At 71.7% G+C, this 22902-nt stretch carries 20 protein-coding genes; 8 read left to right on the top strand and 12 right to left on the bottom strand.

The annotated features are described in order from the left end of the window. Nucleotides 1-11: 11 nt before the first annotated feature. From ACYVGN_RS02170 to dut, 4 genes are all read right to left on the bottom strand, one after another. On the bottom strand, nt 12-2870 hold the full coding sequence (locus ACYVGN_RS02170; protein WP_134746627.1) for an aconitate hydratase: 2859 nt from the start codon (nt 2868-2870) through the stop codon (nt 12-14). A 148-nt stretch (nt 2871-3018) separates the two neighbouring features. Further along, nucleotides 3019-3747, bottom strand: coding sequence for a DUF3159 domain-containing protein (locus ACYVGN_RS02165; protein WP_055989223.1), 729 nt, complete (start codon nt 3745-3747; stop codon nt 3019-3021). A 9-nt stretch (nt 3748-3756) separates the two neighbouring features. Continuing rightward, nucleotides 3757-4344, bottom strand: coding sequence for a DUF3710 domain-containing protein (locus ACYVGN_RS02160; protein ID WP_055989225.1), 588 nt, complete (start codon nt 4342-4344; stop codon nt 3757-3759). Continuing rightward, nucleotides 4341-4793, bottom strand: coding sequence for a dUTP diphosphatase (gene dut, locus ACYVGN_RS02155; RefSeq protein ID WP_200941069.1), 453 nt, complete (start codon nt 4791-4793; stop codon nt 4341-4343). Before dut ends, ACYVGN_RS02160 begins: the two co-directional genes overlap by 4 nt. A gap of 12 nt (nt 4794-4805) precedes the next feature. Here dut and ACYVGN_RS02150 point away from each other — a divergent pair, with 12 nt between their 5' ends. Beyond that, on the top strand, nt 4806-5309 hold the full coding sequence (locus ACYVGN_RS02150) for a DUF3093 domain-containing protein (protein WP_460788474.1): 504 nt from the start codon (nt 4806-4808) through the stop codon (nt 5307-5309). Here ACYVGN_RS02150 and ACYVGN_RS02145 read toward each other — a convergent pair. Then, on the bottom strand, nt 5284-5580 hold the full coding sequence (locus ACYVGN_RS02145; RefSeq protein ID WP_055989234.1) for a DUF4193 domain-containing protein: 297 nt from the start codon (nt 5578-5580) through the stop codon (nt 5284-5286). The two genes, ACYVGN_RS02150 and ACYVGN_RS02145, sit on opposite strands and share 26 nt — an antisense overlap. Nucleotides 5581-5800: 220 nt before the next feature. Between ACYVGN_RS02145 and sepH the strand changes: the two genes are divergently transcribed. Continuing rightward, entirely contained in the window at nt 5801-6856 is a 1056-nt protein-coding gene (gene sepH, locus ACYVGN_RS02140; RefSeq protein WP_055989238.1) for a septation protein SepH, read from the top strand. Nucleotides 6857-6880: 24 nt separating this feature from the next. On the opposite strand, the gene ACYVGN_RS02135 is transcribed toward sepH, so the two are convergent. Next, nucleotides 6881-8005 (bottom strand): alkaline phosphatase family protein, encoded by a 1125-nt coding sequence (locus ACYVGN_RS02135; protein WP_460788472.1) that lies wholly within the window; start codon nt 8003-8005, stop codon nt 6881-6883. Between the two features lie 105 nt (nt 8006-8110). On the opposite strand from ACYVGN_RS02135, the gene ACYVGN_RS02130 reads away from it, so the two are divergent. Then, the gene (locus ACYVGN_RS02130; protein WP_460788470.1) at nt 8111-10576 is read left to right on the top strand and encodes a DNA gyrase/topoisomerase IV subunit A; all 2466 of its coding nucleotides are present in this window, start codon (nt 8111-8113) and stop codon (nt 10574-10576) included. 160 nt (nt 10577-10736) lie between these two features. Here the strand turns inward: ACYVGN_RS02130 and ACYVGN_RS02125 are convergent, their stop codons facing one another. Next, on the bottom strand, nt 10737-12815 hold the full coding sequence (locus ACYVGN_RS02125) for a DNA gyrase/topoisomerase IV subunit B (protein WP_460788468.1): 2079 nt from the start codon (nt 12813-12815) through the stop codon (nt 10737-10739). A gap of 208 nt (nt 12816-13023) precedes the next feature. On the opposite strand from ACYVGN_RS02125, the gene ACYVGN_RS02120 reads away from it, so the two are divergent. Further along, the gene (locus ACYVGN_RS02120; RefSeq protein WP_055989247.1) at nt 13024-13236 is read left to right on the top strand and encodes a DUF7455 domain-containing protein; all 213 of its coding nucleotides are present in this window, start codon (nt 13024-13026) and stop codon (nt 13234-13236) included. 69 nt (nt 13237-13305) lie between these two features. On the opposite strand, the gene ACYVGN_RS02115 is transcribed toward ACYVGN_RS02120, so the two are convergent. After that, nucleotides 13306-14337, bottom strand: coding sequence for an alanine racemase (locus tag ACYVGN_RS02115; protein ID WP_134746616.1), 1032 nt, complete (start codon nt 14335-14337; stop codon nt 13306-13308). Next, entirely contained in the window at nt 14337-15080 is a 744-nt protein-coding gene (locus ACYVGN_RS02110; protein ID WP_460788466.1) for an alanine racemase, read from the bottom strand. The genes ACYVGN_RS02115 and ACYVGN_RS02110 overlap by 1 nt, the downstream gene beginning before the upstream one ends. Before the next feature lie 44 nt (nt 15081-15124). On the opposite strand from ACYVGN_RS02110, the gene ACYVGN_RS02105 reads away from it, so the two are divergent. Continuing rightward, entirely contained in the window at nt 15125-16147 is a 1023-nt protein-coding gene (locus tag ACYVGN_RS02105; protein WP_460788464.1) for a sugar-transfer associated ATP-grasp domain-containing protein, read from the top strand. 151 nt (nt 16148-16298) lie between these two features. Here ACYVGN_RS02105 and ACYVGN_RS02100 read toward each other — a convergent pair whose 3' ends face one another. The 3 genes from ACYVGN_RS02100 to ACYVGN_RS02090 all read right to left on the bottom strand — a co-directional run bounded on the left by ACYVGN_RS02100 (nt 16299) and on the right by ACYVGN_RS02090 (nt 19524). Then, the gene (locus ACYVGN_RS02100; RefSeq protein WP_055989259.1) at nt 16299-16994 is read right to left on the bottom strand and encodes a coenzyme F420-0:L-glutamate ligase; all 696 of its coding nucleotides are present in this window, start codon (nt 16992-16994) and stop codon (nt 16299-16301) included. Further along, nucleotides 16991-18367 carry an RNA polymerase sigma factor gene (locus tag ACYVGN_RS02095; RefSeq protein WP_460788463.1) on the bottom strand — a complete coding sequence of 459 codons (1377 nt, stop codon included), beginning with the start codon at nt 18365-18367 and terminating at the stop codon, nt 16991-16993. Before ACYVGN_RS02095 ends, ACYVGN_RS02100 begins: the two co-directional genes overlap by 4 nt. Before the next feature lie 218 nt (nt 18368-18585). Further along, the gene (locus ACYVGN_RS02090) at nt 18586-19524 is read right to left on the bottom strand and encodes a proteasome assembly chaperone family protein (RefSeq protein ID WP_134746610.1); all 939 of its coding nucleotides are present in this window, start codon (nt 19522-19524) and stop codon (nt 18586-18588) included. 112 nt (nt 19525-19636) lie between these two features. Between ACYVGN_RS02090 and ACYVGN_RS02085 the strand changes: the two genes are divergently transcribed. The 3 genes from ACYVGN_RS02085 to ACYVGN_RS02075 form a co-directional block, all read left to right on the top strand. Beyond that, nucleotides 19637-21130 carry a leucyl aminopeptidase gene (locus ACYVGN_RS02085; RefSeq protein ID WP_460788461.1) on the top strand — a complete coding sequence of 498 codons (1494 nt, stop codon included), beginning with the start codon at nt 19637-19639 and terminating at the stop codon, nt 21128-21130. Then, a complete protein-coding gene (lpdA, locus tag ACYVGN_RS02080; protein WP_460788460.1) occupies nt 21127-22500 on the top strand; it encodes a dihydrolipoyl dehydrogenase in 1374 nt (457 codons plus the stop codon). Before ACYVGN_RS02085 ends, lpdA begins: the two co-directional genes overlap by 4 nt. Nucleotides 22501-22598: 98 nt before the next feature. After that, the coding region (locus tag ACYVGN_RS02075) for a biotin/lipoyl-containing protein (RefSeq protein ID WP_460788458.1) at nt 22599-22902 on the top strand (304 nt) is incomplete at its 3' end.

The following is a 22902-nucleotide window of genomic DNA, read 5'->3' as shown; positions in this document are numbered from 1 at the left end:
GATGCGGTGCGTCAGACGAGGCTGCGCAGCACGTACTGCAGGATGCCGCCGTTGCGGTAGTAGTCCGCCTCACCGGGGGTGTCGATGCGGACGATCGCGTCGAACTCGATCGTCTGCTTGCCCTCGGGCGAGTGCTCGCTCGGCTCGGCGACGACGTGCACCGTCTTGGGGGTGACGCCCTCGTTGAGCTGCTCGAGGCCCTGGATCGACACGATCTCGGTGCCGTCGAGACCCAGCGACTCCCAGCTCTCACCGGCCGGGAACTGGAGCGGCACGACGCCCATGCCGATGAGGTTCGAGCGGTGGATGCGCTCGAAGCTCTCGGTGATGACCGCCTTGACGCCCAGCAGGCGCGTGCCCTTGGCCGCCCAGTCGCGCGACGAGCCGGAGCCATACTCCTTGCCGCCGAAGATGACCAGCGGCGTGCCCTGGGCCTGGTAGTTCTGCGACGCGTCGTAGATGAACGACTGCGGGCCCTCGGGCTGCGTGAAGTCGCGCGTGTAGCCGCCCTCGATCTGCTGACCGTCGTTGACCGCCTTGACGAGCGCGTTCTTCAGGCGGATGTTCGCGAACGTGCCGCGGATCATCACCTCGTGGTTGCCGCGACGCGAGCCGTACGAGTTGAAGTCGCGCTGCGCGACGCCGTGCTCGGTCAGGTACTGCGCGGCCGGCGTGCCCGCCTTGATGTTGCCCGCGGGGCTGATGTGGTCGGTCGTGACCGAGTCGCCGAGCGTGGCCAGGACGCGCGCGCCGGTGATGTCCTCGACCGGCGTGAGCTCCATGGTCATGCCGTCGAAGTACGGCGCCTTGCGGACGTAGGTCGAGTTCTCGTCCCACTCGAACACCGGGCCCGTCGGCGTCGGCAGGTTCTTCCAGCGCTCGTCCCCGTCGAACACGGTGGCGTACTGCTTGATGAACTGCTCGCGCGAGATCGACGAGTCGATGATCTGCTGGACCTCGTCGGGCGAGGGCCAGATGTCCTTCAGGAACACGTCGTTGCCGTCCGCGTCCTTGCCGAGCGCGTCGGTCTCGAAGTCGAAGTTCATCGAGCCGGCCAGCGAGTAGGCGACGACCAGCGGGGGCGACGCGAGGTAGTTCATCTTCACGTCGGGGCTGATGCGGCCCTCGAAGTTGCGGTTGCCCGAGAGCACCGCGGTCACGGCCAGGTCGTGCTCGTTGATGGCCTCGGAGACCTCCTCGATGAGCGGGCCCGAGTTGCCGATGCAGATCGTGCAGCCGTAGCCGACGGTGTAGAAGCCGAGGCCCTCGAGGTCCTTGTCGAGGCCCGACTTCTCGTAGTAGTCGGTGACGACCTTGGAGCCGGGGCCGAGCGTGGTCTTGACCCAGGGCTTGCGCTTGAGGCCCTTGCTGAGCGCGTTGCGCGCCAGCAGGCCGGCCGCGATCATGACCGAGGGGTTCGACGTGTTGGTGCACGACGTGATCGCCGCGAGCGTCACGGCGCCGTTGTCGAGCAGGTACGAGTCGCCCTCGGGCGTCGTGACGCGCACGGGGTTCGACGCGGCGTGCGGCTCGCCGCTCGCGACGACCACCGACTCCTCGTGCTCGTGCTGGTACGACGCGCCGTCCGGCTGGATGTGCTCGTGCTCCACGCCGGGCGCGACACCGGGGTCGGAGGCGGGGAACGTGCCCTCGACCTCGACCGCCTCCTCGGCGTGGTTGGCGTAGTTCAGGATGTCCTTCTGGAACTGCTGCTTCGACTCCGACAGCAGGATGCGGTCCTGCGGGCGCTTCGGGCCGGCGATCGACGGCACCACGGTCGCCAGGTCGAGCTCCATGTACTCACTGAAGACGAGCTCGCGGGCCGGGTCGTGCCAGAGGTGCTGCTCCTTGGCGTACGCCTCGACGAGCGCGACGGTCTGCTCGTCGCGGCCGGTCAGGCGCAGGTAGTCGAGCGTGACGTCGTCGATCGGGAACATCGCGGCCGTCGAGCCGAACTCGGGGCTCATGTTGCCGATCGTGGCGCGGTTCGCGAGCGGCACCGAGGCGACGCCCTCGCCGTAGAACTCGACGAACTTGCCGACCACGCCGTGCTGGCGGAGCATGTCGGTGATCGTGAGCACGACGTCGGTCGCGGTCACGCCGGCGGGGATCTCGCCGGTGAGCTTGAAGCCGACGACCCGCGGGATGAGCATCGACACGGGCTGGCCGAGCATGGCGGCCTCGGCCTCGATGCCGCCGACGCCCCAGCCGAGCACGCCGAGGCCGTTGACCATGGTCGTGTGCGAGTCGGTGCCGACGCACGTGTCGGGGTAGGCGCGGAGCACGCCGTTCACCTGGCGGTCGTAGACGACCTTGGCCAGGTGCTCGATGTTCACCTGGTGGACGATGCCGGTGCCCGGGGGCACGACCTTGAAGTCCTGGAACGCGGTCTGGCCCCAGCGCAGGAACTGGTAGCGCTCGCCGTTGCGCTCGTACTCGATCTCGACGTTGCGCTCGAGCGCGTTCTCGGTGCCGAAGAGGTCGGCGATGACCGAGTGGTCGATGACCATCTCGGCCGGCGAGAGCGGGTTGATCCGGTCGGGGTCGCCACCGAGCGCGGTGACGGCCTCGCGCATGGTCGCGAGGTCGACGATGCAGGGCACGCCGGTGAAGTCCTGCATGACCACGCGGGCCGGCGTGAACTGGATCTCGGTGTTCGGCTCGGCCGAGGGGTCCCACGAGCCGAGCGCGCTGATCTGCTCCTTGGTGATGTTCGCGCCGTCCTCGGTGCGGAGCAGGTTCTCGAGCAGCACCTTGAGGCTGAAGGGCAGCTTCTCGTACCCCTCGACCGCGTCGATGCGGAAGATCTCGTAGTCGGTGCTGCCGACCGTCAGGGTGCTCTGGGCACCGAAGCTGTTCACCGTTGACACGGGCTGTCTCCTCCTGGGTCGACCGCGCTTGCGCTCCTTATCCTGCCCGCATCCGGGGCACCAGGCCAGCAAGGCGGGCCTAACCCGGACGGGGCCGCGAGCGGACCCGCGAGGAGCGCAGATTTATCTTGACATCAAGATAAATCTATCACGCGCGCGGCGCGGGATAGAGAGCCCGCACGGCGAGCCACGTCACCGCGACGAGCGGCGCGAACAGCGGCAGCCCCATCAGGAGCTTGAGCGTCCCGAGGAGCGTGGTCTCGTTCGCCAGGTACAGCGGCAGCTGCACCCCCAGCCGGGCGAAGAACAGCGCGGCCCAGGCGAGCGCGAGCCAGAAGAAGACGCGGCGCTTGCGCGCATCCCGGCGCCACGACGTGCCCTCGTTCATGAGGAAGCCCGCCGCGAGCCCGATCAGCGACCAGCCGACGAGCGCCGAGACGAGGAACGCGGTGCCGTAGACCCCGTTCGTGACGAGGCCGATCACGAAGTTGTCGCGCCCCTGCCCGGTGAACAGCGCGAGCGCGGCCGCGGCGCCGGCCGCGATCAGACCGCCCAGCGCCGCGGCCGGCGGCGACTTCTGCGCGAGGCGGACGAGAGTGAAGACCGCGGCCATTCCGACCGACAGCCCCAGGGAGAGGATGAGCGGCTCGGGCGCGAGCGTGTAGACGACGACGAAGACGAGGCTCGGCAGGACGGACTCGAGCACGCCCCGGATGCCGCCCATCGCCTTCCACACGACGCCCCCGGTCGTCGACTCCGCGGCGGGGTCGATCCCGGCACGGCGCGCGGCGCCGCCGATCGCCGCGCCCACGAGATCGGACGCGCGCGGCTCGTCGGCCGGCCGGTCGTCGTCGGGACCGGGTGACTGGGTGGTCATGCGGCCGCGTCAGGCCGACGCGGGAGTCGACGGCATCGTGAGCGGGATCAGGTCGCGCGGGGGCATGGGCGCCGTGCCGCGGACGACCACGATCGAGCGGAACAGGTCCTCGACCTGCTCGGCGGCGGCCGGGTCGCTGGTCGCGGCCCCGCCGATCACGCCGCGGAGGAACCAGCGCGGGCCGTCGACGCCGACGAACCGCGCCAGGCGCATCTGCGGATCCTCGCCGGCCACGACCGGCACCTCGGCCAGCAGCTCGGCGCCCAGGGGACCCTCGCGCTCCTCGACCCGGCCGCCCTGCTGGCGGACCTGGTCGCGGATCTGCGCGCGCGTCTCGTCCCACAGGCCCGACGTGCGCGGCGCGGCGAACGGCTGCACCTGCAGCGTGGAGTCGGCGTAGTCGAGGCCCACGGCGACGATCCGCTTGCTCTGCTCCTCGACCTCGAGGCGCAGGTTGAGGCCCTCGCGCGGCAGCACCTTGATGCCGCCCAGGTCGATGTAGGGGCGGACCGGGTTGGCCTCGTTCTCGTCCAGCGGGCCCGCGGTCGCGCGGTCCGCCGGCGCCGCCTTGCGGCTGATCTCGAGCTCGTCGCTCATCGGTTCCCTCCCTGGGACTGGTAGCCGGTCGAGCCGAAGCCGCCGTGGCCGCGCGTGCTGTCGGGCAGCTCCTCGACCGGCAGGAAGCGGGCCCTCGGCACCGGCATCACGATGAGCTGGGCGATGCGATCGCCGATCTCGATGTCGTAGGCCTCGGTCCGGTCGGTGTTGAGCAGCGCGACCTTGATCTCCCCGCGGTAGCCCGCGTCGATCGTGCCGGGCGCGTTGACGATCGTGATGCCGTGCTTGGCCGCGAGGCCGCTGCGCGGGACCACGAACGCCGCGTACCCCTCCGGCAGCGCGATGCGCACGCCCGTGCCGACCAGGGCACGCTCCCCCGGCTCCAGCCGGACGGCCTCGGACGCCACCAGATCGGCGCCCGCGTCTCCGGGGTGGGCGTACAGCGGCGGCACCGATGCGATGATGGGGACGTCCACGGTTTCGGTCACTCCACGAGGGTAATGCAGAACACACAACGGCCCGTCAGGGAGCCCGCCTCGACCGCTCCCCTCTATCGGGAGCGCCTCTCGCCCTCGCTGTGGATCCTCGGATCCGCGGCCGTCGTCGCTCCGATGGCGAGCCTCGTGTTCGTCCAGATCGACGCGGCGCTCTCGCTCGCGATCGGCCTCGCGGTCGGCGTGGCCGTCGTCGCCGGGCTCATCGCGCTCTCGCCCGTGATCGAGGTGCGCGACGGCGAGCTCCGCGCGGGACGCGCCCACATCGACGTCTCCCTGCTGGGCGATCCCGTCGCGCTGACGGATGAGGACGCGCGCACCGCGCGCGGCACGGGGCTCGACCCGCGCGGATGGCACCTGATACGCGGAGGGATCGCCGGGATCGTGGTCCTTCCGGACTCGGATCCCGACGATCCCGTGACGTCGTGGACGCTGTCGTCGCGCACGCCCGACCGCCTCGCGGCGGCCGTGCGTCACGAGCAGCTCAGGCTGCGCAGTCGCGGCAGATAGGGCCGGCCGACTCCTCGTGGTCGATCTGCGAGCGGTGCTTCACGAGGAAGCAGTTCATGCAGGTGAACTCGTCATCCTGCGGCGGGAGGACGACGACGTCGAGCTCCACGTTGGACAGGTCGGCGCCCGGCAGGTCGAAGCTCGACGGGTTGTCGGAGTCCTCCACATCCACCGACCCCGACAGGTTGTCGGGCACGCGCGCCTTCAGGGCCTCGATCGACTCGTTGCTGTCGTCCTCGGTCTTGCGGGGGGCGTCGTAATCGGTAGCCATGTGAGTGGGTCACGCTTCTTTCATCAGCTGCGGTGCGTGCCCCGCCGAGCGGCGGGGCGGCGATAGTCTGCACGTCCTCCGCCGGTTTGGCAAATGCGCGCGGACTCCCCGACGGAACTCGCGGCACGCCCACGGTATTCCCGGCTGTTCCGGCGGGCCCGTGAAACCATGACGACGTCGTGAATGCCAGCGGCGCCAGGCAAGCCAGAGGAGCATGGGCATGGATCAGCTCACCATCATCGGAACCGAGGACGGCCGTCTCGTCCTGGCCACCGAGGCCGGTCAGCGCTTCACGCTCGCGATCGACGACGTGCTGCGCTCCGAGATCCGCAAGGCGCAGCGCGACCAGTCGCCGGCCGAGTCGCGTCCCCCGCTGCCGAGCCCGCGCGAGATCCAGGCGCACATCCGCTCCGGCATGTCCGCCGAGGACGTCGCGCAGCTGCTGGGCGCGCGGGTCGAGGACATCCGCCGCTTCGAGGGCCCGGTGATCGCCGAGCGCGAGCACATCGTGGACCAGGCCCTCGCGGTGCCCGTGCTCATGGGCGTGGACCTCGAGCACGACGAGAACCCCACCTTCGGGGTCGCGATCCGGGCGAAGCTCGCCGAGCTCGGCGCGGTGAACGAGCGGTGGACGAGCTGGAAGGAGAGCTCGGGCTGGATCGTCAAGCTCGAGTTCACGGCGTCCGACGTGGACCACGATGCGCGCTGGACCTTCGAGCCGCGCCGCAGCGCGCTCTCGCCGCTGAACAGCGACGCCACCCAGCTGTCGCGCCAGGGGCCGATGCCCGAGGGGCTCATCCCCCGGCTGCGCGCGCTGGACACCGTCGCGCCGGCCGAGCCCGCCGAGCGCGAGGACGCGCGGTTCGACTCCGGGGCGTTCGGCCCCCGCCGCCTCCCGGAGCCCGACGCCGAGTCGGCTCCCGCCGTGCGCGAGCTCGCGACGAAGCGCGGCACGACCTCCGCGGCGCCGAACCCCGACACCGCCGACCTGCTGGAGGCGCTGCGCCGCCGCCGCGGCCAGCGCGAGCCCGCCCCGTCGTTCGACGCCTTCGACCCCACGCACCCCGAGAGCCCGCACCTCGAGCGGAGCGGTGAGCGCCCCGGCCCCGAGCGCGGCGGCGGCAGCCCCGTCGCGCTGTTCGAGACCCTCCCCGCCGCCGAGGAGCCGCAGGAGCCCGAGCAGCCGGCCGAGCCCGAGGAGACGCCCCGCCGCCGCGGCCGCGCCTCGATGCCCTCGTGGGACGAGATCGTCTTCGGCGCCCGCAGCGAGGATTAGAGGGTCGAGCCCGCCCGCGGCCGTTCAGGCCGCGTAGGCGCCCAGGCGCAGGAGCGGGACGGTGACCTCCTCCGGGGAGATCGAGCCGTGCTGGCCGATCATGCCCTGCGGGCGCTTGTCCTCGAGGCGGTCGTCGTAGAAGGCCCACGCGCCGCGGGCCGCGACCAGCAGGTCCCCGATCCGGGCACGGACCTCGTCGTCGACCGTGCCGAACAGCCCGGCCGAGATCGCCTCGTCGCGCGTCGCCACGTCCGCGCTGCGGCCCGACTCGGCGGACCAGACCGCGGCGGCCGCCGCCGCGTCCGCTCCCGGCTCGAGGTACACGTGCAGGAGGCGCGGCTCGCCGCCGACATGGGCCACGCCGTCGAGGCGCGGGTCGCCGTCCTGCAGCAGCACATGGCGGTGGCGCGGCACGTCGATCATGCCGTGGTCGGCCGTGACGATCGCGCCGACGCCGGGCGGCACCGGCGCCGCGAAGGCGGCGTCGACCTCCTCGAGCGCGGCGATCCACTCCGCGGAGTCCACCCCGTGTCGGTGCCCCGCCTTGTCGATCTCCGGCAGGTAGCAGTAGACGAGCGCGCCGGGCTCGGCGGCCGCGAGCTCGTATGCGAGGCGCACCCGGGCGTGGACCTCGTCCGAGGCGACGTACTCCGCGCCGCGCAGGATCGCCGCCGTCAGCCCGCTGCGGGCGTATTCGGCGAGGCCCACGGTGAACGCGCGCCGCCCCTCGGCGACCGCGCGCTCGAACACCGTGGGGCGGCGCTGCCACGTCATCGGGTCCAGGCCGTCGCGCTCATAGCCGCTGAGCTGATTGATCACCCGGCCCTGCGCGGGGTCCAGGACGCGATACCCCACCAGCCCGTGCCGACCCGGATCCGCGCCGGTCAGGATCGAGGACAGCGCGGCCGCCGTGGTCGAGGGGAACACCGACCGGGCGACGTCCTTCTTCCCGCCCGCCGCCGCCAGGCGCCGTGCGTGCCCGGCGTGCGCCCGCAGCTGCAGCGCGCCGAGGCCGTCGATCACGAACAGGACGGCCGAGCGCGCCGGAGCGAGAATCCCGGACGCGCCGGAGAGCGACAGGAGGATCTCCGGCGCAACTCCGGTGAGGCTCCGGGCGGTGGCGGGGCCCGTCGGTACGATGGGGGGCATCCGGGCAAGTCTCGCACAGCGCGCGTCGCCCGCCCCTGGTGAGGGACACGGGCCGCCGGACCCGAAGTCCCCGCCTTCCGTCGAGAGAGCAGTCGAGAGAGCAGTATGGCCCGCAAGTCCTCCGCATCCCCGAGCTCGGCCGTCCCGGTCGAGGAGCGCATCGAGGACATCGACCTCGAGGCGGAGATGCAGGGGTCGTACCTCGAGTACGCCTACTCGGTCATCTACTCGCGCGCCCTGCCCGACGCCCGGGACGGCCTCAAGCCGGTGCAGCGGCGCATCCTGTACCAGATGGCCGAGATGGGGCTCCGCCCCGACCGCGGCCACGTCAAGAGCGCCCGCGTCGTCGGCGAGGTGATGGGAAAGCTCCACCCCCACGGCGACACCGCGATCTACGACGCGCTCGTGCGCCTCGCGCAGGACTTCGCGCTGCGGGTCCCGCTGGTGGACGGCCACGGCAACTTCGGCTCCCTCGACGACGGCCCGGCCGCGGCGCGCTACACGGAGGCCCGGCTCGCGTCGCCGGCCCTGTCGCTGACGGAGGACCTCGACGAGGACGTCGTGGACTTCGTGCCGAACTACGACGGCCAGTTCCAGCAGCCGTCCGTGCTGCCCGCCGCGTACCCCAACCTGCTCGTCAACGGCGCGAGCGGCATCGCGGTCGGCATGGCCACCAACATGGCCCCGCACAACCTCAGCGAGGTCGTCGCGGCCGCCACCCACCTGCTCGAGCACCCGGAGGCCACGACCGAGGAGCTCATGGAGTCCGTGCCGGGACCCGACTTCCCCTCGGGCGGCATCCTCGTGGGCCTCGACGGGGTCCGCGACGCGTACGAGACGGGCCGCGGCGCGTTCAAGCTGCGCGGCAAGGTCTCGATCGAGCAGATCGCGCCGCGCAGGACCGGCATCGTCGTCACGGAGCTGCCCTACATGGTCGGCCCCGAGCGCGTGATCGAGAAGCTCAAGGACGCCGTGCAGTCCAAGAAGCTGCAGGGCATCAGCGACGTCACCGACCTCACGGACCGCAACAACGGCCTGAAGCTCGTGATCGGCGTCAAGACCGGCTTCGATCCGCAGGCTGTGCTCGAGCTGCTGTACCGGCTCACGCCGCTCGAGGACTCCTTCAACATCAACAACGTGGCGCTGGTCGACGGCCAGCCGCGCACGCTGGGCCTGAAGGACCTGCTGCGCGTCTACATCGACCACCGCCTGCAGGTCGTGACCCGGCGCAGCCGGTTCCGTCTCGCACGGCGCCGCGAGCGGCTGCACCTGGTCTCGGGCCTCCTGATCGCGATCCTCGACATCGACGAGGTCATCCAGGTCATCCGCTCGTCCGACACGTCCGAGCAGGCCCGCACGCGGCTGTGCACGGTGTTCGACCTGGACGAGGTGCAGGCCGAGTACATCCTCGAGCTGCGGCTGCGCCGCCTGACGAAGTTCTCGCGCATCGAGCTCGAGCAGGAGCGCGACGCGCTGCTGGCCGAGATCGCCCAGCTGGAGGAGCTGCTCGGCAGCGAGGCGCTCCTGCGGGCGCAGGTCGCGCGCGAGCTGGAGGCGACCGCCGACAAGCACGCCACGCCCCGCCGCACGCTGCTCATGAACGGCAGGCCCGCCGCGCCCGCGGCGCGGCGCGGCGCCGGCAAGGCCGCTCCCGACCTGCAGATCGCCGACGGCCCGACGCTGATCGCGCTGTCCACCACGGGGCGCGCGGTGCGCGTGGAGGTGGCCGAGGGTCAGGTGCTGTCGGCTCCCGCGCGTCGGAGCAAGCACGACGCGATCCTGGTCACGGTGCCCGCGACCATCCGGGGCGAGGTCGGGGCCGTCACGTCGAAGGGGCGCCTGGTGCGCTTCTCCCCCGTCGATCTGCCGTCGGTCCCCGCCAACTCCGTGCAGCTGGGCGTCGGCGCCAGGCTCCACGACTACATCGGGCTGACGGACCGGAACGAGCGCATCGTGACCCTGATCGCGCTCGGCGACGACACGCCGGTCGCGCTCGGCACCGCGCAGGGCGTCGTCAAGCGCATCGTGCCGTCCGCCCTCCCGGCCAAGCCCGAGCTCGAGATCATCGGCCTCAAGCCCGGCGACTCGGTCGTCGGCGCGGCGAAGGCCGGCGACGACGACGAGCTCGTGTTCGTCACATCGGACGCCCAGCTGCTGAGGTTCGCGGCGTCCTCGGTGCGACCCCAGGGCGCCCCCGCGGGCGGCATGGCGGGCATCAAGCTCGCGGCGAAGGCGGAGGTCGTGTTCTTCGGCGCCGCGGCGGGCGACGAGACCGTCGTCGTCACGGTGTCGGGCGCGTCCGAGGCCCTCCCGGGCATGGACGCGGGCCGCGCGAAGATCACCGACTTCTCGGAGTTCCCGGCCAAGGGACGCGCCACGGGCGGCGTGCGCGCGCACGCGTTCCTGAAGGGCGAGGACCGGCTGACGCTGGCGTGGGTCGGACCGGATCCGGCGCGCGCCGTCGACCCGTCCGGCGCCGTGCGGAAGCTGCCCGAGTCGCTGTCGCGCCGCGACGCGTCCGGCCAGCCGCTCGAGGCCGTCGTCGGCTCGATCGGCCGCACGCTGGTCTGATCCGGCAGCGCCATGGATGCGGCTCACTCGCCGGATCAGCGGCTCAGTGGTCGGATCCCTGGGACGGGTGCTGCGTCATGACTCATCGTGCGTCACACCAGCCCCACGTCTCCTGCGAGTGAGCGACGGATCCGACGACTGAGCGCGATCGCGCATCCGCTCAGGCGTCGATGGCCTCGCGCGACAGGCGGTCGGCGGACTCGATGATGAACTCGCGACGCGGCGCGACCTCGTTGCCCATGAGCATCTCGAACACGCGTCCGGCGGCCTCGGCGTCCTCAAGGCGCACGCGGCGCAGCAGGCGGCCGTCGCGCATCATGGTGGTCTCGGCCAGCTGGTCGGCATCCATCTCACCCAGGCCCTTGTAGCGCTGGATGGGCTCCTGCCAGCGCTTGCCGGCCTTGCGCAGCTTGTCCAGCAGGCGGTGCAGCTCGGCCTCGCTGTACGTGTAGATCGTCTCGTTGGGCTTCGAGCCGGGGTTGATCACGATGATGCGATGCAGCGGGGGCACCGCCGAGAACACGCGGCCGGCCTCCACGAGCGGGCGCATGTAGCGATAGAAGAGCGTGAGCAGGAGGGTCCGGATGTGCGCGCCGTCGACGTCGGCGTCGCTCATCATGATGACCTTGCCGTAGCGCGCCGACTCGAGGTCGAACGTGCGGCCGGAGCCGGCGCCCACGACCTGGATGATCGACGCGCACTCGGCGTTCGAGAGCATGTCGCTGATCGACGCCTTCTGCACGTTCAGGATCTTGCCGCGGATGGGCAGCAGCGCCTGGTACTCGCTGTTGCGCGCCAGCTTCGCGGTGCCGAGGGCCGAGTCGCCCTCGACGATGAACAGCTCGGACTGCGCGACGTCCTGCGTGCGGCAGTCGACGAGCTTGGTCGGCAGCGACGAGCTCTCGAGCGCGTTCTTGCGGCGCTGCGTCTCCTTGTGGGCGCGCGCCGAGACGCGCGCCTTCATCTCGGCGACCACCTTGTCGAGCAGCATCGACGTCTGGTTCTTGTCGTCGCGCTTGGACGACGCGAAGCGGGCCTTGAGCTCCTCGCGCACGACCTTCGCGACGATCGAGCGGACCGCGGGCGTGCCGAGCACCTCCTTGGTCTGACCCTCGAACTGCGGCTCGGGCACCGTGACGGTGAGGACGGCGCTCAGGCCCGCGAGCACATCGTCCTTCTCGAGCTTGTCGTTGCCGACCTTGAGGCGCCGGGCGTTGGCGGCGACCTGATCGCGCAGCTGCTTCAGCAGCTCCTGCTCGAAGCCCTGCTGGTGCGTGCCGCCCTTGGGCGTGGAGATGATGTTCACGAACGACCGGATGGTCGTGTCGTAGCCGGTGCCCCACCGCAGGGCGATGTCGACCTGGCACTCTCGCTCGACCTCGGTCGAGACCATGTGGCCGTTGGGCTGGAGCATCGGCACGGTCTCGGTGAACGTGCCGGACCCGGTCAGACGCCACGTGTCGGTGACGGGGGCGTCGGTGGCGAGGAAGTCCACGAACTCCGAGATGCCGCCGTCGAACCGGTAGGCCGTCTCGCTGGGCTCCTCGCCACGCTCGTCGCGGATGACGATCTCGAGACCCGGCACCAGGAACGCCGTCTGGCGGGCGCGCGTCACGAGCTCATCGAGCTGGAACGCGGCGTCCTTCGTGAAGATCTGCCGGTCGGCCCAGTAGCGCACGCGCGTGCCCGTGACGCCCTTGGCGACCTTGCCGACCACACGCAGCTCGCTGCGCTCCTCGAACGGCGTGAACGGTGCATCCGGGCGGGGCTCGCCCTTGTCGGCGAACACGCCGGGCTCGCCGCGACGGAACGACATGGCCCACGTCTTGCCACCCCGGTCGACCTCGACGTCGAGGCGCTCCGAGAGCGCGTTGACGACCGAGGCGCCGACGCCGTGCAGGCCACCGGATGCCGCGTACGAGCCGCCGCCGAACTTCCCGCCCGCGTGCAGCTTGGTGTACACGACCTCCACACCGGACAGGCCGGTGCGGGGCTCGACGTCGACGGGGACGCCACGCCCCCGGTCGCGCACCTCCACGCTGCCGTCTGCGTGCAGGATGACGTCAATGCGCGATCCGTTGCCGGCGACGGCCTCGTCGACGGCGTTGTCGATGATCTCCCACAGGCAGTGCATGAGGCCCGGCGAGCCGTTCGAGCCGATGTACATGCCCGGACGCTTGCGGACGGCCTCGAGGCCTTCCAGCACCTGGAGATGATGGGCGGAGTACTCGGCGGTCACAATCTTCGATGCTATCCGCGCGGGCCCGGAACGCCGGGGTGACACTCCCTTCCATGGCGCCTCGGAGACACCGTCATGCCCGGCCATCGGCGCTCGCGTACGCGGTGAGCGAAACATGCCGCGACGCGGGCAGGAATGTCAGGATCCCGTGGTTGTATGTGACGAATCCCGCCACACGTGGATGGATCGAACGAATGAGGAGGCAGACATGACGACGACCGCACCCGAAGCCCCCGCTGTCTACCGCCTCACGGCCATGGACCGTTGCGACTCGTGCGGCGCTCAGGCGTACATCGCCGCCGAGGTCAACGGCAGCGAGCTGCTGTTCTGCGCGCACCACGGCCGCAAGTACGAGGAGAAGCTCCGCGCCGTCGCGACCTCGTGGCACGACGAGACCGCGCGTCTCGCCGAGGCGGACTGATCCCGACAGCCCACAGGCTTCACGAGCCCGTCGCCCTCAGGGCGGCGGGCTCGTCCGTTTCGTCGGCGGTCAGGGCGTGACGACCCGGGGGATGAGCGGGGAGACCCGCAGCACCGGCTCCTCGCCCACCGTGCCGATCGCCTCGGCGAGCGTGGTGGGCGACGACTCCCCCGCGCCGCCCGGCCCGAAGACCGCGACGTCGTCGCCGGGCACGGCGTCCGGCCAGCCCGCCACGCGGCTGGTCGTCAGCCCCACCGAGATCAGCGCGCGCGGCCCGGCGGGCGTGCCGACGTCGACCCTGCCGCCCAGGCTCGAGGGCAGGCCGTCGAGCGAGCCGACGCCGATCTCGACATCGCCGCCCCGCACCGCGGTGACCCGCGCCACCAGGGTGGCGGCCGGCGCGATGCCCGGGATCTCGGGGCCGTCGGCCGATCGGATGCCGTAGCAGAACGCGCCCAGGCGCACGAGGTCGTAGCGGAACTCGGGCCGCGCCCAGCCGGCCGCGCTCGCGGCGAGATGACGGACCTCGGGATCCAGGCCCGCGGCGCGGGCCGTGTCGACCGCGGCGTCGAACAGGGCGCGGGCGACGTCGTCCTCCTCGTCGCTCGCCTCGGCGATGTGGCTCCAGATGCCCGCCACGCGGATGCGCCCGGCCCGCTCGAGCTCGGCGGCGCGCGCCGTGAACGCGGGCCAGTCCTCGCGGCGGACGCCGTTGCGGTGCAGGCCCGTGTCGATCTTGAGGTGCACGACTGCGGTGGTCCGCGCGACGCGCGCGATCCGCTCGAGGTATCCCGCGTCGCCCACCCCGAGCTCGATGCCCGCCTCGAGCGTCGCGGCCGCCTCGTCGGCGCCCAGCGTGAGCCAGCAGAACACGCGGGCCCGGTCCCCTGCCACCGCCTTCGCGCGCAGCGCGCTGCGCGGGTCGATCGCGCCCAGCCAGCGCACCCCCTCCTCCACGGCGACGGCCGCGACCGCGTCGACGCCGTGCGCGTACGCGTCGTCCTTGACGACCATGAGCAGCTCGGCGGGAGCGATCCGGGCGCGCACGGCCGCGATGTTCGCCGCGAGGCGCGACCGGGAGATCCGCAGCTCGGCTTCCATCAGGACACCGCCTCGCGCTCGACATGCAGCCCCACCGCGCACACGAGCTCGGCCGGGGTCAGCCCGGTCGCGCCCGCCCAGGCCGACAGGGCGTCGGCCACCGCTCCCGACCCGAAATACACGGCCTCGTCCCCGGGGGCCACGTCCAGGTCGCCCACGTCGATCACGCACACGTCCATGGCCACGCGGCCGACGATCGGGCAGAGACGCCCGCGGAGCTCCACGCCGACCCGGTTGCCCAGCGCGCGCACGACGCCCTCGGCGTAGCCGCCCGCAATCAGCGCGATCGTGGTGTCCGCCGTGGCGCGGTGGGTGTAGCCGTACGACACGGCCTCCCCTGCGAGGAGCGGCTTGGTCGAGAGGACCGGCGTGACGAGCTCGAGCGCCGGCTCCCCGCCCGTGCCCGGGAGGCCGTACAGCACGTCTGACGGGTCCGGCTCGACGTCCACGGCGCGCAGGCCGAGGGCCTCGACGACCGGGATGTCGCGCGCGTCGACGGCGACCGAGACGATGCCCGCCTCGCAGACGGCGCGCCCGACCGTCTCGACGCCGTGGCCCCACGCGTCGCGCCGCAGATCCGCGACGGGATCGCCGCCGGCGGCGCGCATCCGAGCCGCGTTGGCCCGCAGAGCGGCGCGGGAGACGCGCGCGAGCGGAGCGCTGCGGGAGGGCGACAGGGCGGCCGCTGCATCCGGGTGCGCCACGTCCTCGGAGAGGGGGCGCCGGGGGTTCGGCCAGGTCACCCATCTAGACTAACCAGGTCCCGTCGACCCCCTTCGGAGTGTGCATGACTGACAACCGCCTCGGCCTCGCCGGCAAGTTCCGCTACCTCGCGGAGCGCGCCCGCCGCATCGACCTCAAGTCGGTCGCGGAGCGCGCCAAGGAGGTGCACGAGCAGCACGGCACCTGGACGCCGAAGGTGTTCGCCGACATGCTCTGGTCCGCCGCGCGACACGACGTCGCGTTCCAGGACTACGTCGACTACGACTTCGCGATGCTCACGAAGCAGGAGCGCGCGACCTACATGACGCACCCGGTCTCGATGCAGCTCGCGGCACGCTTCGCACGCCGCGACAAGCGCGTGCTGTTCGAGAACAAGATCGAGTTCAACAAGGTCTTCGCCGATTTCCTCAAGCGCGACTGGATGATCGTCGAGCCCGGCGGCGCCGACGCCGTGCGGGAGTTCGCTCAGAAGCACGGCACGATCATCGCGAAGGTCCCGGTCAGCCACATGGGCCTGGGCGTGCGCCGCTATCACGCGGCGGACGTGTCCGACTGGGACGCGTTCCACCGCGGTCTCATCGAGCGCGACGAGGTGCTCCTGGAGCAGGTCATCGAGCAGCACGCCGACCTCGCGGCCGTGTGCCCCGGCACCGTGAACACGACGCGTGTGACGGCGTTCTTCGACGGCACGGATGTGCACATCCTCGCGATCGCGCAGAAGTTCGGTCGAGGTGCCGTGAGCGACCAGATGTCGTACGGCGGCTTCTACACGATGCTGCACGACGACGGAAAGGCCTTCGGGCCGGGCTACGACTCGCACGGCCACGTGCACGAGAAGCACCCCGACACGGGCTTCCCGATCGCCGACTTCCGCCTGCCGATGATGGACGAGGTGCGCGCGTTCATCGACCAGGTCGCCCGCGTGGTGCCCGAGGTGCAGTACGTGGGCTGGGACGTCGTGGTCTCCCCCGAGGGTCCGGTCCTCGTCGAGGGCAACTGGGGCGCCGGCGTGTACGAGAACAAGCCCAGCGTCACCGGCATCCGCACCGGTCACAAGCCCCGCTACCGCAAGGCCATCGGGTTTTGACGCGGGCAGGATTCGGCCCGTTTCGACTCCGGCTCCTTCGTCGCCTCCGCTCAACGACCGGTCGTTGAGCGGAGCGCAGCGGAGACGAAACGGCCCACTCCCATACGAACAAGGCCCCTCCGCGAGGAGGGGCCTTTCGCGTGGAACCGGGTCAGGCGGGCCGGACGATGCCGAGCGGCGTCGACTGGTGGCCCTGACCGAGCGGGTTGTCGCCGAGGATGCGCACGAGGCGCTTCTCGCCGGCCTTGTCCAGGGTCGACCCCAGGATGTTCCCGCCGATGTCGTTGATGTCGACCACCGCGACGTCCAGGTCGCCGCCGAGCAGCGCCTTGAGGTGCGTCGCGACCTCGCGGGGCCGCTCGGGACCGAGCACGACGGCCTGGTTGTACGGCGGGATGGTGCCGCTCGTGGGGCCGTCGATCGCGCGCGCCCTGTCGCCGGCGATCCGGTAGAAGTCGCCCTTCCGCCCGAACGCCTTCGTCACCGCCGCGACCGCGGCCGCGAACAGGATGCGCGGCGTGCCGCACTCCCGCAGCGCCATCTCCATCGTCTCGGGCATGCCGAGGCCGATGCCGTACGGCGTCTTGACGACGTACCGGGAGAGGAAGCGGGCCAGCGGACGGACCTTGATGTCCGACAGCAGGTACGAGCGGCCCTGCGTGATCGCCACGATCTTCTCGGTGACGAACAGCAGGTCGCCCGGCTGCACCGCGTCCTTGGCGTAGGTGGTGATGATCTCGTCGAGGTCGTCCTCGGGCATGACCACGCGCGTGCGCAGCGGGATTCGCTGCACGCGGTCGCCGTCGATCTCGACCTCGAGGGCCTTGCCCTCGTTCGCGGCGCTCACTCGAGGTAGTCCCGGAGCGACTGCGAGCGGCTGGGGTGACGCAGCTTCGCCATGGTCTTCGACTCGATCTGGCGGATGCGCTCGCGCGTCACGCCGAACGTGTCGCCGATCTGGTCCAGCGTCTTCGGCTGGCCGTCGCCGAGGCCGAAGCGCATGCGGATGACGCCCGCCTCGCGCTCCGACAGCGAGTCGAGCAGGCTCTCGAGCTGGCGCTGCAGCATCGTGAAGCCCACCGCGTCGGCCGGCACGACCGCCTCGGTGTCCTCGATCAGGTCGCCGAACTCGCTGTCGCCGTCCTCACCCAGGGGCGTGTGCAGCGAGATCGGCTCGCGGCCGTACTTCTGCACCTCGATGACCTTCTCGGGGGTCATGTCGAGCTCCTTCGAGAGCTCCTCGGGTGTGGGCTCGCGACCCAGGTCCTGCAGCATCTGGCGCTGCACGCGGGCGAGCTTGTTGATGACCTCGACCATGTGCACCGGGATGCGGATCGTGCGCGCCTGGTCGGCCATGGCGCGCGTGATCGCCTGCCGGATCCACCAGGTGGCGTACGTCGAGAACTTGAAGCCCTTGGTGTAGTCGAACTTCTCGACCGCGCGGATCAGACCGAGGTTGCCCTCCTGGATCAGGTCCAGGAACTGCATGCCGCGGCCCGTGTAGCGCTTGGCGAGCGAGACGACCAGACGGAGGTTCGCGCCCAGCAGGTGCGACTTGGCGCGCTGGCCGTCGCGGGCCACCCACTGCAGGTCCAGGCCCAGCTGGCTCGACCTCTCGGCCGCCGACATCTTGGAGAGCTTCTCCTCGGCGAACAGGCCCGCCTCGATGCGCATGGCGAGGTCGACCTCCTCCGCCGCGTTCAGCAGCGGGACCTTGCCGATCTGCTTCAGGTAGTCCTTGACCGGGTCGGCGGTCGCGCCGGTGATCTGCGTCGAGTAGACGGGGACCTCGTCCTCGTCGCTCGACGTGATGACGATCGCACCCGTAGGCAGCGGCTCGGTCACCACCTTCTTGGGCGCGTCGTCGTCGTCGGACGTCTCGGCGGACTCGTCCTTGCCGGCCTCGTCGTCGGCGACGTCGTCGATCGCGACGTCCTCGATCTCGACGGCCTCGTCGTCCTCGGGCTCGTCCGACTTCTTCTTGGCGGCGGCCTTCTTGGGAGCGGCCTTCGCGGCGGGCTTGCGCGCCGGCGCCTTGCGGGCGGGCTTCTCGGCGGCCTCGCCCTCCGCCTTCGCGGCGGCGGTCTTGCGCGCCGACGTCTTCGCGGCGGGCTTCTTCGCGGCCGCGCTCTTCGGGGCGGCGGCCTCTGCGGCCTCGTCCACCTCGGCGGTGTCGTTGTTCTTCGCGGTGCTCCGCGGAGTCTTCGTGGCAGTAGTCACGTTTCGCCTTTCACCGGCGGCGCCGCGCGCCGCGCCCCCGGGTGTGTTCGGGCACTAGTAAGACCCTTGTCAAGTCCGGCGCCGTCTCACGCGCCCCTCGACAACGGGTCGGACATCCATTGTCTCATAGGTCGAGCGGCGCGCCGGACGACGCGTGGTGCGTCACCGGATGAGAACGACGTCACGTCTTCCGGTATTCCCCGCGCGCGGCCGGCGCGTCAGCTGCCGCGCTTGTCCTCGTCGCCCGTCTGGCGGGTCGCCAGGTAGCGCTCCAGCTCGGCCGCGAGCTCGTCGGCGCTCGGGAGCTCGCCCTCGCGGAAGCCGCCGACTCCGGTCGGCACCCCGCCGCCCGAGAGGCCCGCGGCGTAGGCGTCATAGCGCTCCTCGAGCCCCTGCACCATGCGGCCCAGCTCGTCGTTCCCGGCGATCTGCTCCTCGACCTTGCCCAGGTACTCGCGGTTCTCGGCGTACAGGTCGTCCATCGTGAACACGAGCCCGGTCGCCGCCATGACCTTGTCGAGCGCGGCGATCGTGCTGGCGGGGTAGTCGGTCTCGGCGAGGTAGTGCGGCACGAGCAGGACGAAGCCCGCCGTGTCGAAGCCCGCCTCGACGAACCGGTACTCGAGCAGGTGGCCCACCGTGGCGGGCACCTGCGTGCGCGGGTGCCAGATGGAGTGCGCCTCGATCAGGTCGGCGCGGTTGCCGCTCACGGTGACGCCCAGCGTGCGCGTGTGCGGGACAGGCATCGCGATCGCATGGACCCAGGTCATGGAGCGGACCGAGAACAGGTCGGCGAAGTCCAGCGCGGCCTCCGCGAACGCGTCCCACGCGAAGTCCGGCTCGTACCCGGACAGCAGCAGGAACGGCTGCCCCAGCGCGTCGTGCACCAGCGAGAGCTCCAGCCGCGGCGGCCGGTAGTCGCTCAGGTGGTCCTGCTCGAAGGTGACGATGGGACGACGCGCGCGGTAGTCCAGCAGGGTGTCGTTCGAGAACACGACGACGGGCCGTGGATCCAGCTCGTCGCGGGCGAAGTCGATCAGCCCTGCGACCGCTCCCCCGGCGTCCGTGAAGCCGGTCATCAGGATGACCAGCGGCAGGCCGTCCGGCACCACTGGGGCGTTCGCGACCCGCTCGTAGATGTCACCAGTCGAGGGCATGCATCCATGCTACGAGCCGCGACGGACCCCGGGTCCGGTTCCGCTGAGCGCGTACGCGGCGCGCGCGAGCCCGCTCCGCCCGCGCGGACGGCGCGTACCTAGGATGGACGACATGCCGATTCCCGCTCTCGCGCTGACCACCGATCCGTTCCCCGCTGGCGGCGCCGAGGCCGCGATCCTGGCGATCCCCTCGTTCGGTGAGGGCGACGAGCCCGCCGCGGGCTTCCCGGGGCTGCGCACGGCGCTCGAGGCGATCGGGTTCACCGGCGCGAAGAACGCGTTCGCGCGGGTCTACGCGCCCGACGTGTCGCCGCGCCCGCTCGCGGTGGTCGGGCTGGGCGCCGAGCCGGACGCGAACGCCGTGCGCGAGGCCGTCGGCGCCGGGGCACGGCAGCTCACGGGCTTCGACACCGTCGCGGTGTCGGTGCTCGCCGACGTCGACGGCGCGTGGCGCGCCGCGGCCGAGGGCGCCGCGCTCGGCGCATACCGGTTCGAGGGGTACAAGAGCGAGAGCGCCGAGAAGTCCGCGCGCAGGCGCCGCGCTTCCTCCTTCCTGATCCACGTGCCCGGCCCCGTGGACGACGCCGCGCTCGCGGCCGTGCGCGCCGGCGCCGAGGCCGTCGCGCTCGTGAAGGACCTCGTCTCGACGCCCGCGGACCGGCAGAGCCCCGCACAGCTCGCCGAGGCCGCCGTCACGGCGGTCGAGGGGCTGGGCGTCGACGTCACGGTCTATGACGAGCAGGCGCTGGCCGAGGGCGGCTTCGGCGGCATCCTGGGCGTCGGCCAGGGCTCGGAGCGGCCGCCCCGCCTGGTGCGCCTCGAGTGGGCCCCCGAGGACGCCGAGCGCCACATCGCGCTCGTCGGCAAGGGCATCACGTTCGACACCGGAGGCCTCTCGCTGAAGCCGGCGGCATCGATGGTCGGCATGAACGAGGACATGACCGGCGCCGCCGAGGTGCTGGCGGTCATCCGGGCGGCCGCGCAGCTGCGCCTGCCCGTGCGCGTCACGGCGTGGATGTGCATCGCCGACAACATGCCGTCCGGTCGTGCGACGCGCCCCGGCGACGTCCTCACCATGCTCGACGGGACCACGGTCGAGGTCACGAACACCGACGCCGAGGGCCGGCTGGTGCTCGCCGACGGCCTGGTCGCGGCGAGCCGCGAGCATCCCGACGTGATCGTCGACGTCGCGACCCTGACCGGGGCCATCCTGGTGGCGCTGGGCACGCGCCACACCGGCGTGATGGGCCACGGCGACGCGGTCGACGCGTTCCTGCGCTCGGCCGACCGCACCGGCGAGCTCGCCTGGCCGCTGCCGCTGCCGGAGCACATCGCCGAGCAGCTCGACTCCCGCATCGCGGACATGCGCAACGCCGACATGGGCAACCGCAACGGCGGCTCGCTGTTCGCCGGCCTCTTCCTGCAGCGCTTCATCGGCCGCACGAGCGACGCCGACGACGCCCCGCGCATCCCGTGGGTGCATCTCGACATCGCCGGCTCGGCCATGAGCTCGACCTCGGCGTACGGATTCACGGACAAGGGGCCGACGGGGGCCACGGTGCGCGCCCTGATCGACTTCGTCGCGGCGGGCGGAGAGGTCCAGTGAGCGCGCACGAGTTCGACGTCGTCGTGCTCGGCGGCGGCAGCGGCGGCTACGCCGCGGCCCTGCGCGCCGCCGAGCTCGGCAAGCGCGTCGCGCTGATCGAGAAGGACCGTCTCGGCGGCACCTGCCTGCACCGCGGCTGCATCCCCACCAAGGCGCTCCTGCACGCCGCGGAGATCGCCGACTCGGTGCGCGAGGCCTCCGCATACGGCATCACGGCCTCGCTGGGCGGCGTCGACGCGGCGGGCCTGCGCGCCTACCGCGAGGGGATCGTCGCGAAGAAGTTCAAGGGACTCGAGGGCCTGGTCGCGCGCCGTGGCATCACGGTCGTGGCCGGCGAGGGCCGCCTGGAGCCCGGGCGAGCCGTCCGAGTGGGCGACGAGGTCTACACCGCCCCGGACATCGTGCTCGCGACCGGCTCGTACAGCCGCTCCCTGCCGGGCCTCGAGCCCGGGGGCCGGATCCTCACGAGCGAGACCGCGCTCGCCCTCGACGAGGTGCCGTCGCGCGTCGTGATCCTGGGCGGCGGCGTGATCGGCGTGGAGTTCGCGAGCGTGTGGCGCTCGTTCGGCGCCGAGGTGACGATCGTCGAGGCGCTCGAGCACCTCGTGCCGAACGAGGACGTGGCCCTCAGCAAGGGCCTCGAGCGCGCCTACCGCAAGCGCGGCATCCAGGCGCGGCTCGGGGTGCGGTTCGCGTCCGCGACGCAGGACGCGTCGTCCGTAACGGTGACGCTCGAGGACGGGACGGCTCTGGAGGCCGACTACCTGCTCGTGGCCGTGGGGCGCGGGCCGGCGACCGCCGGTCTGGGCTTCGAGGAGGCCGGCGTCGCGCTGGACCGCGGCTTCGTCGTGGTGGACGAGCGCCTGCGCACGGGCGCGGAGGGCGTCTGGGCCGTCGGCGACATCGTGCCGGGCCTGCAGCTGGCGCACCGCGGCTTCCAGCAGGGCGTGTTCGTGGCCGAGGCGATCGCCGGCCTCGACCCGGTGCCGGTGCCCGAGACCCAGATCCCCAAGGTCACCTACTCGCACCCCGAGGTCGCCTCCGTCGGCCTCACCGAGGCGCAGGCCGTGGACGCGCACGGCGCGGCCGGCGTGACCTCGTACGAGTACAACCTCGCGGGCAACGGCAAGAGCGAGATCATCGGCACGGGCGGCCTCGTCAAGGTCGTGCGCCGCGTCGACGGCCCCGTGCTGGGCGTCCACCTGATCGGCGACCGCGTGGGCGAGCTGATCACCGAGGGCCAGCTCGCCGTCGCGTGGGAGGCCCACCCCGAGGACATCGCCCCGCTGATCCACGCCCATCCGACGCAGAGCGAGGCGCTGGGCGAGGCGTTCCTGGCGCTCGCCGGAAAGCCGCTCCACACCATCTGAGCGGCCCCGCCGCCCGCCGCGCCCGCCCGCGCCGACCAGATCGCCACACCGACTCACTAAGCTGTTCACGTCATCGAAATCCTGAAGGAGACTCCGACATGAGTACTTCCGTGGTCCTCCCCGAGCTCGGCGAGAGCGTCACCGAGGGAACGGTCACCCGCTGGCTGAAGAAGGTCGGCGACACGATCGCCGTCGACGAGGCCCTGCTGGAGATCTCGACCGACAAGGTCGACACCGAGATCCCGTCCCCCGTCGCCGGCGTGATCGAGGAGATCCTCGTTCAGGAAGACGAGACCGTCGAGGTCGGCGCCGTCCTGGCCAAGATCGGCGACGGCTCGGGCGCCGCGCCCGCCGGCGACGCGCCGGCGCAGGAGGCCCCGGCCGCCGAGGCCGCGCCGGCCG

The organism is Microbacterium lacusdiani, assembly GCF_054779895.1.
Note: the sequence above shows the minus strand (reverse complement) of the source record. Positions and strands in the feature narration are given on the sequence as shown.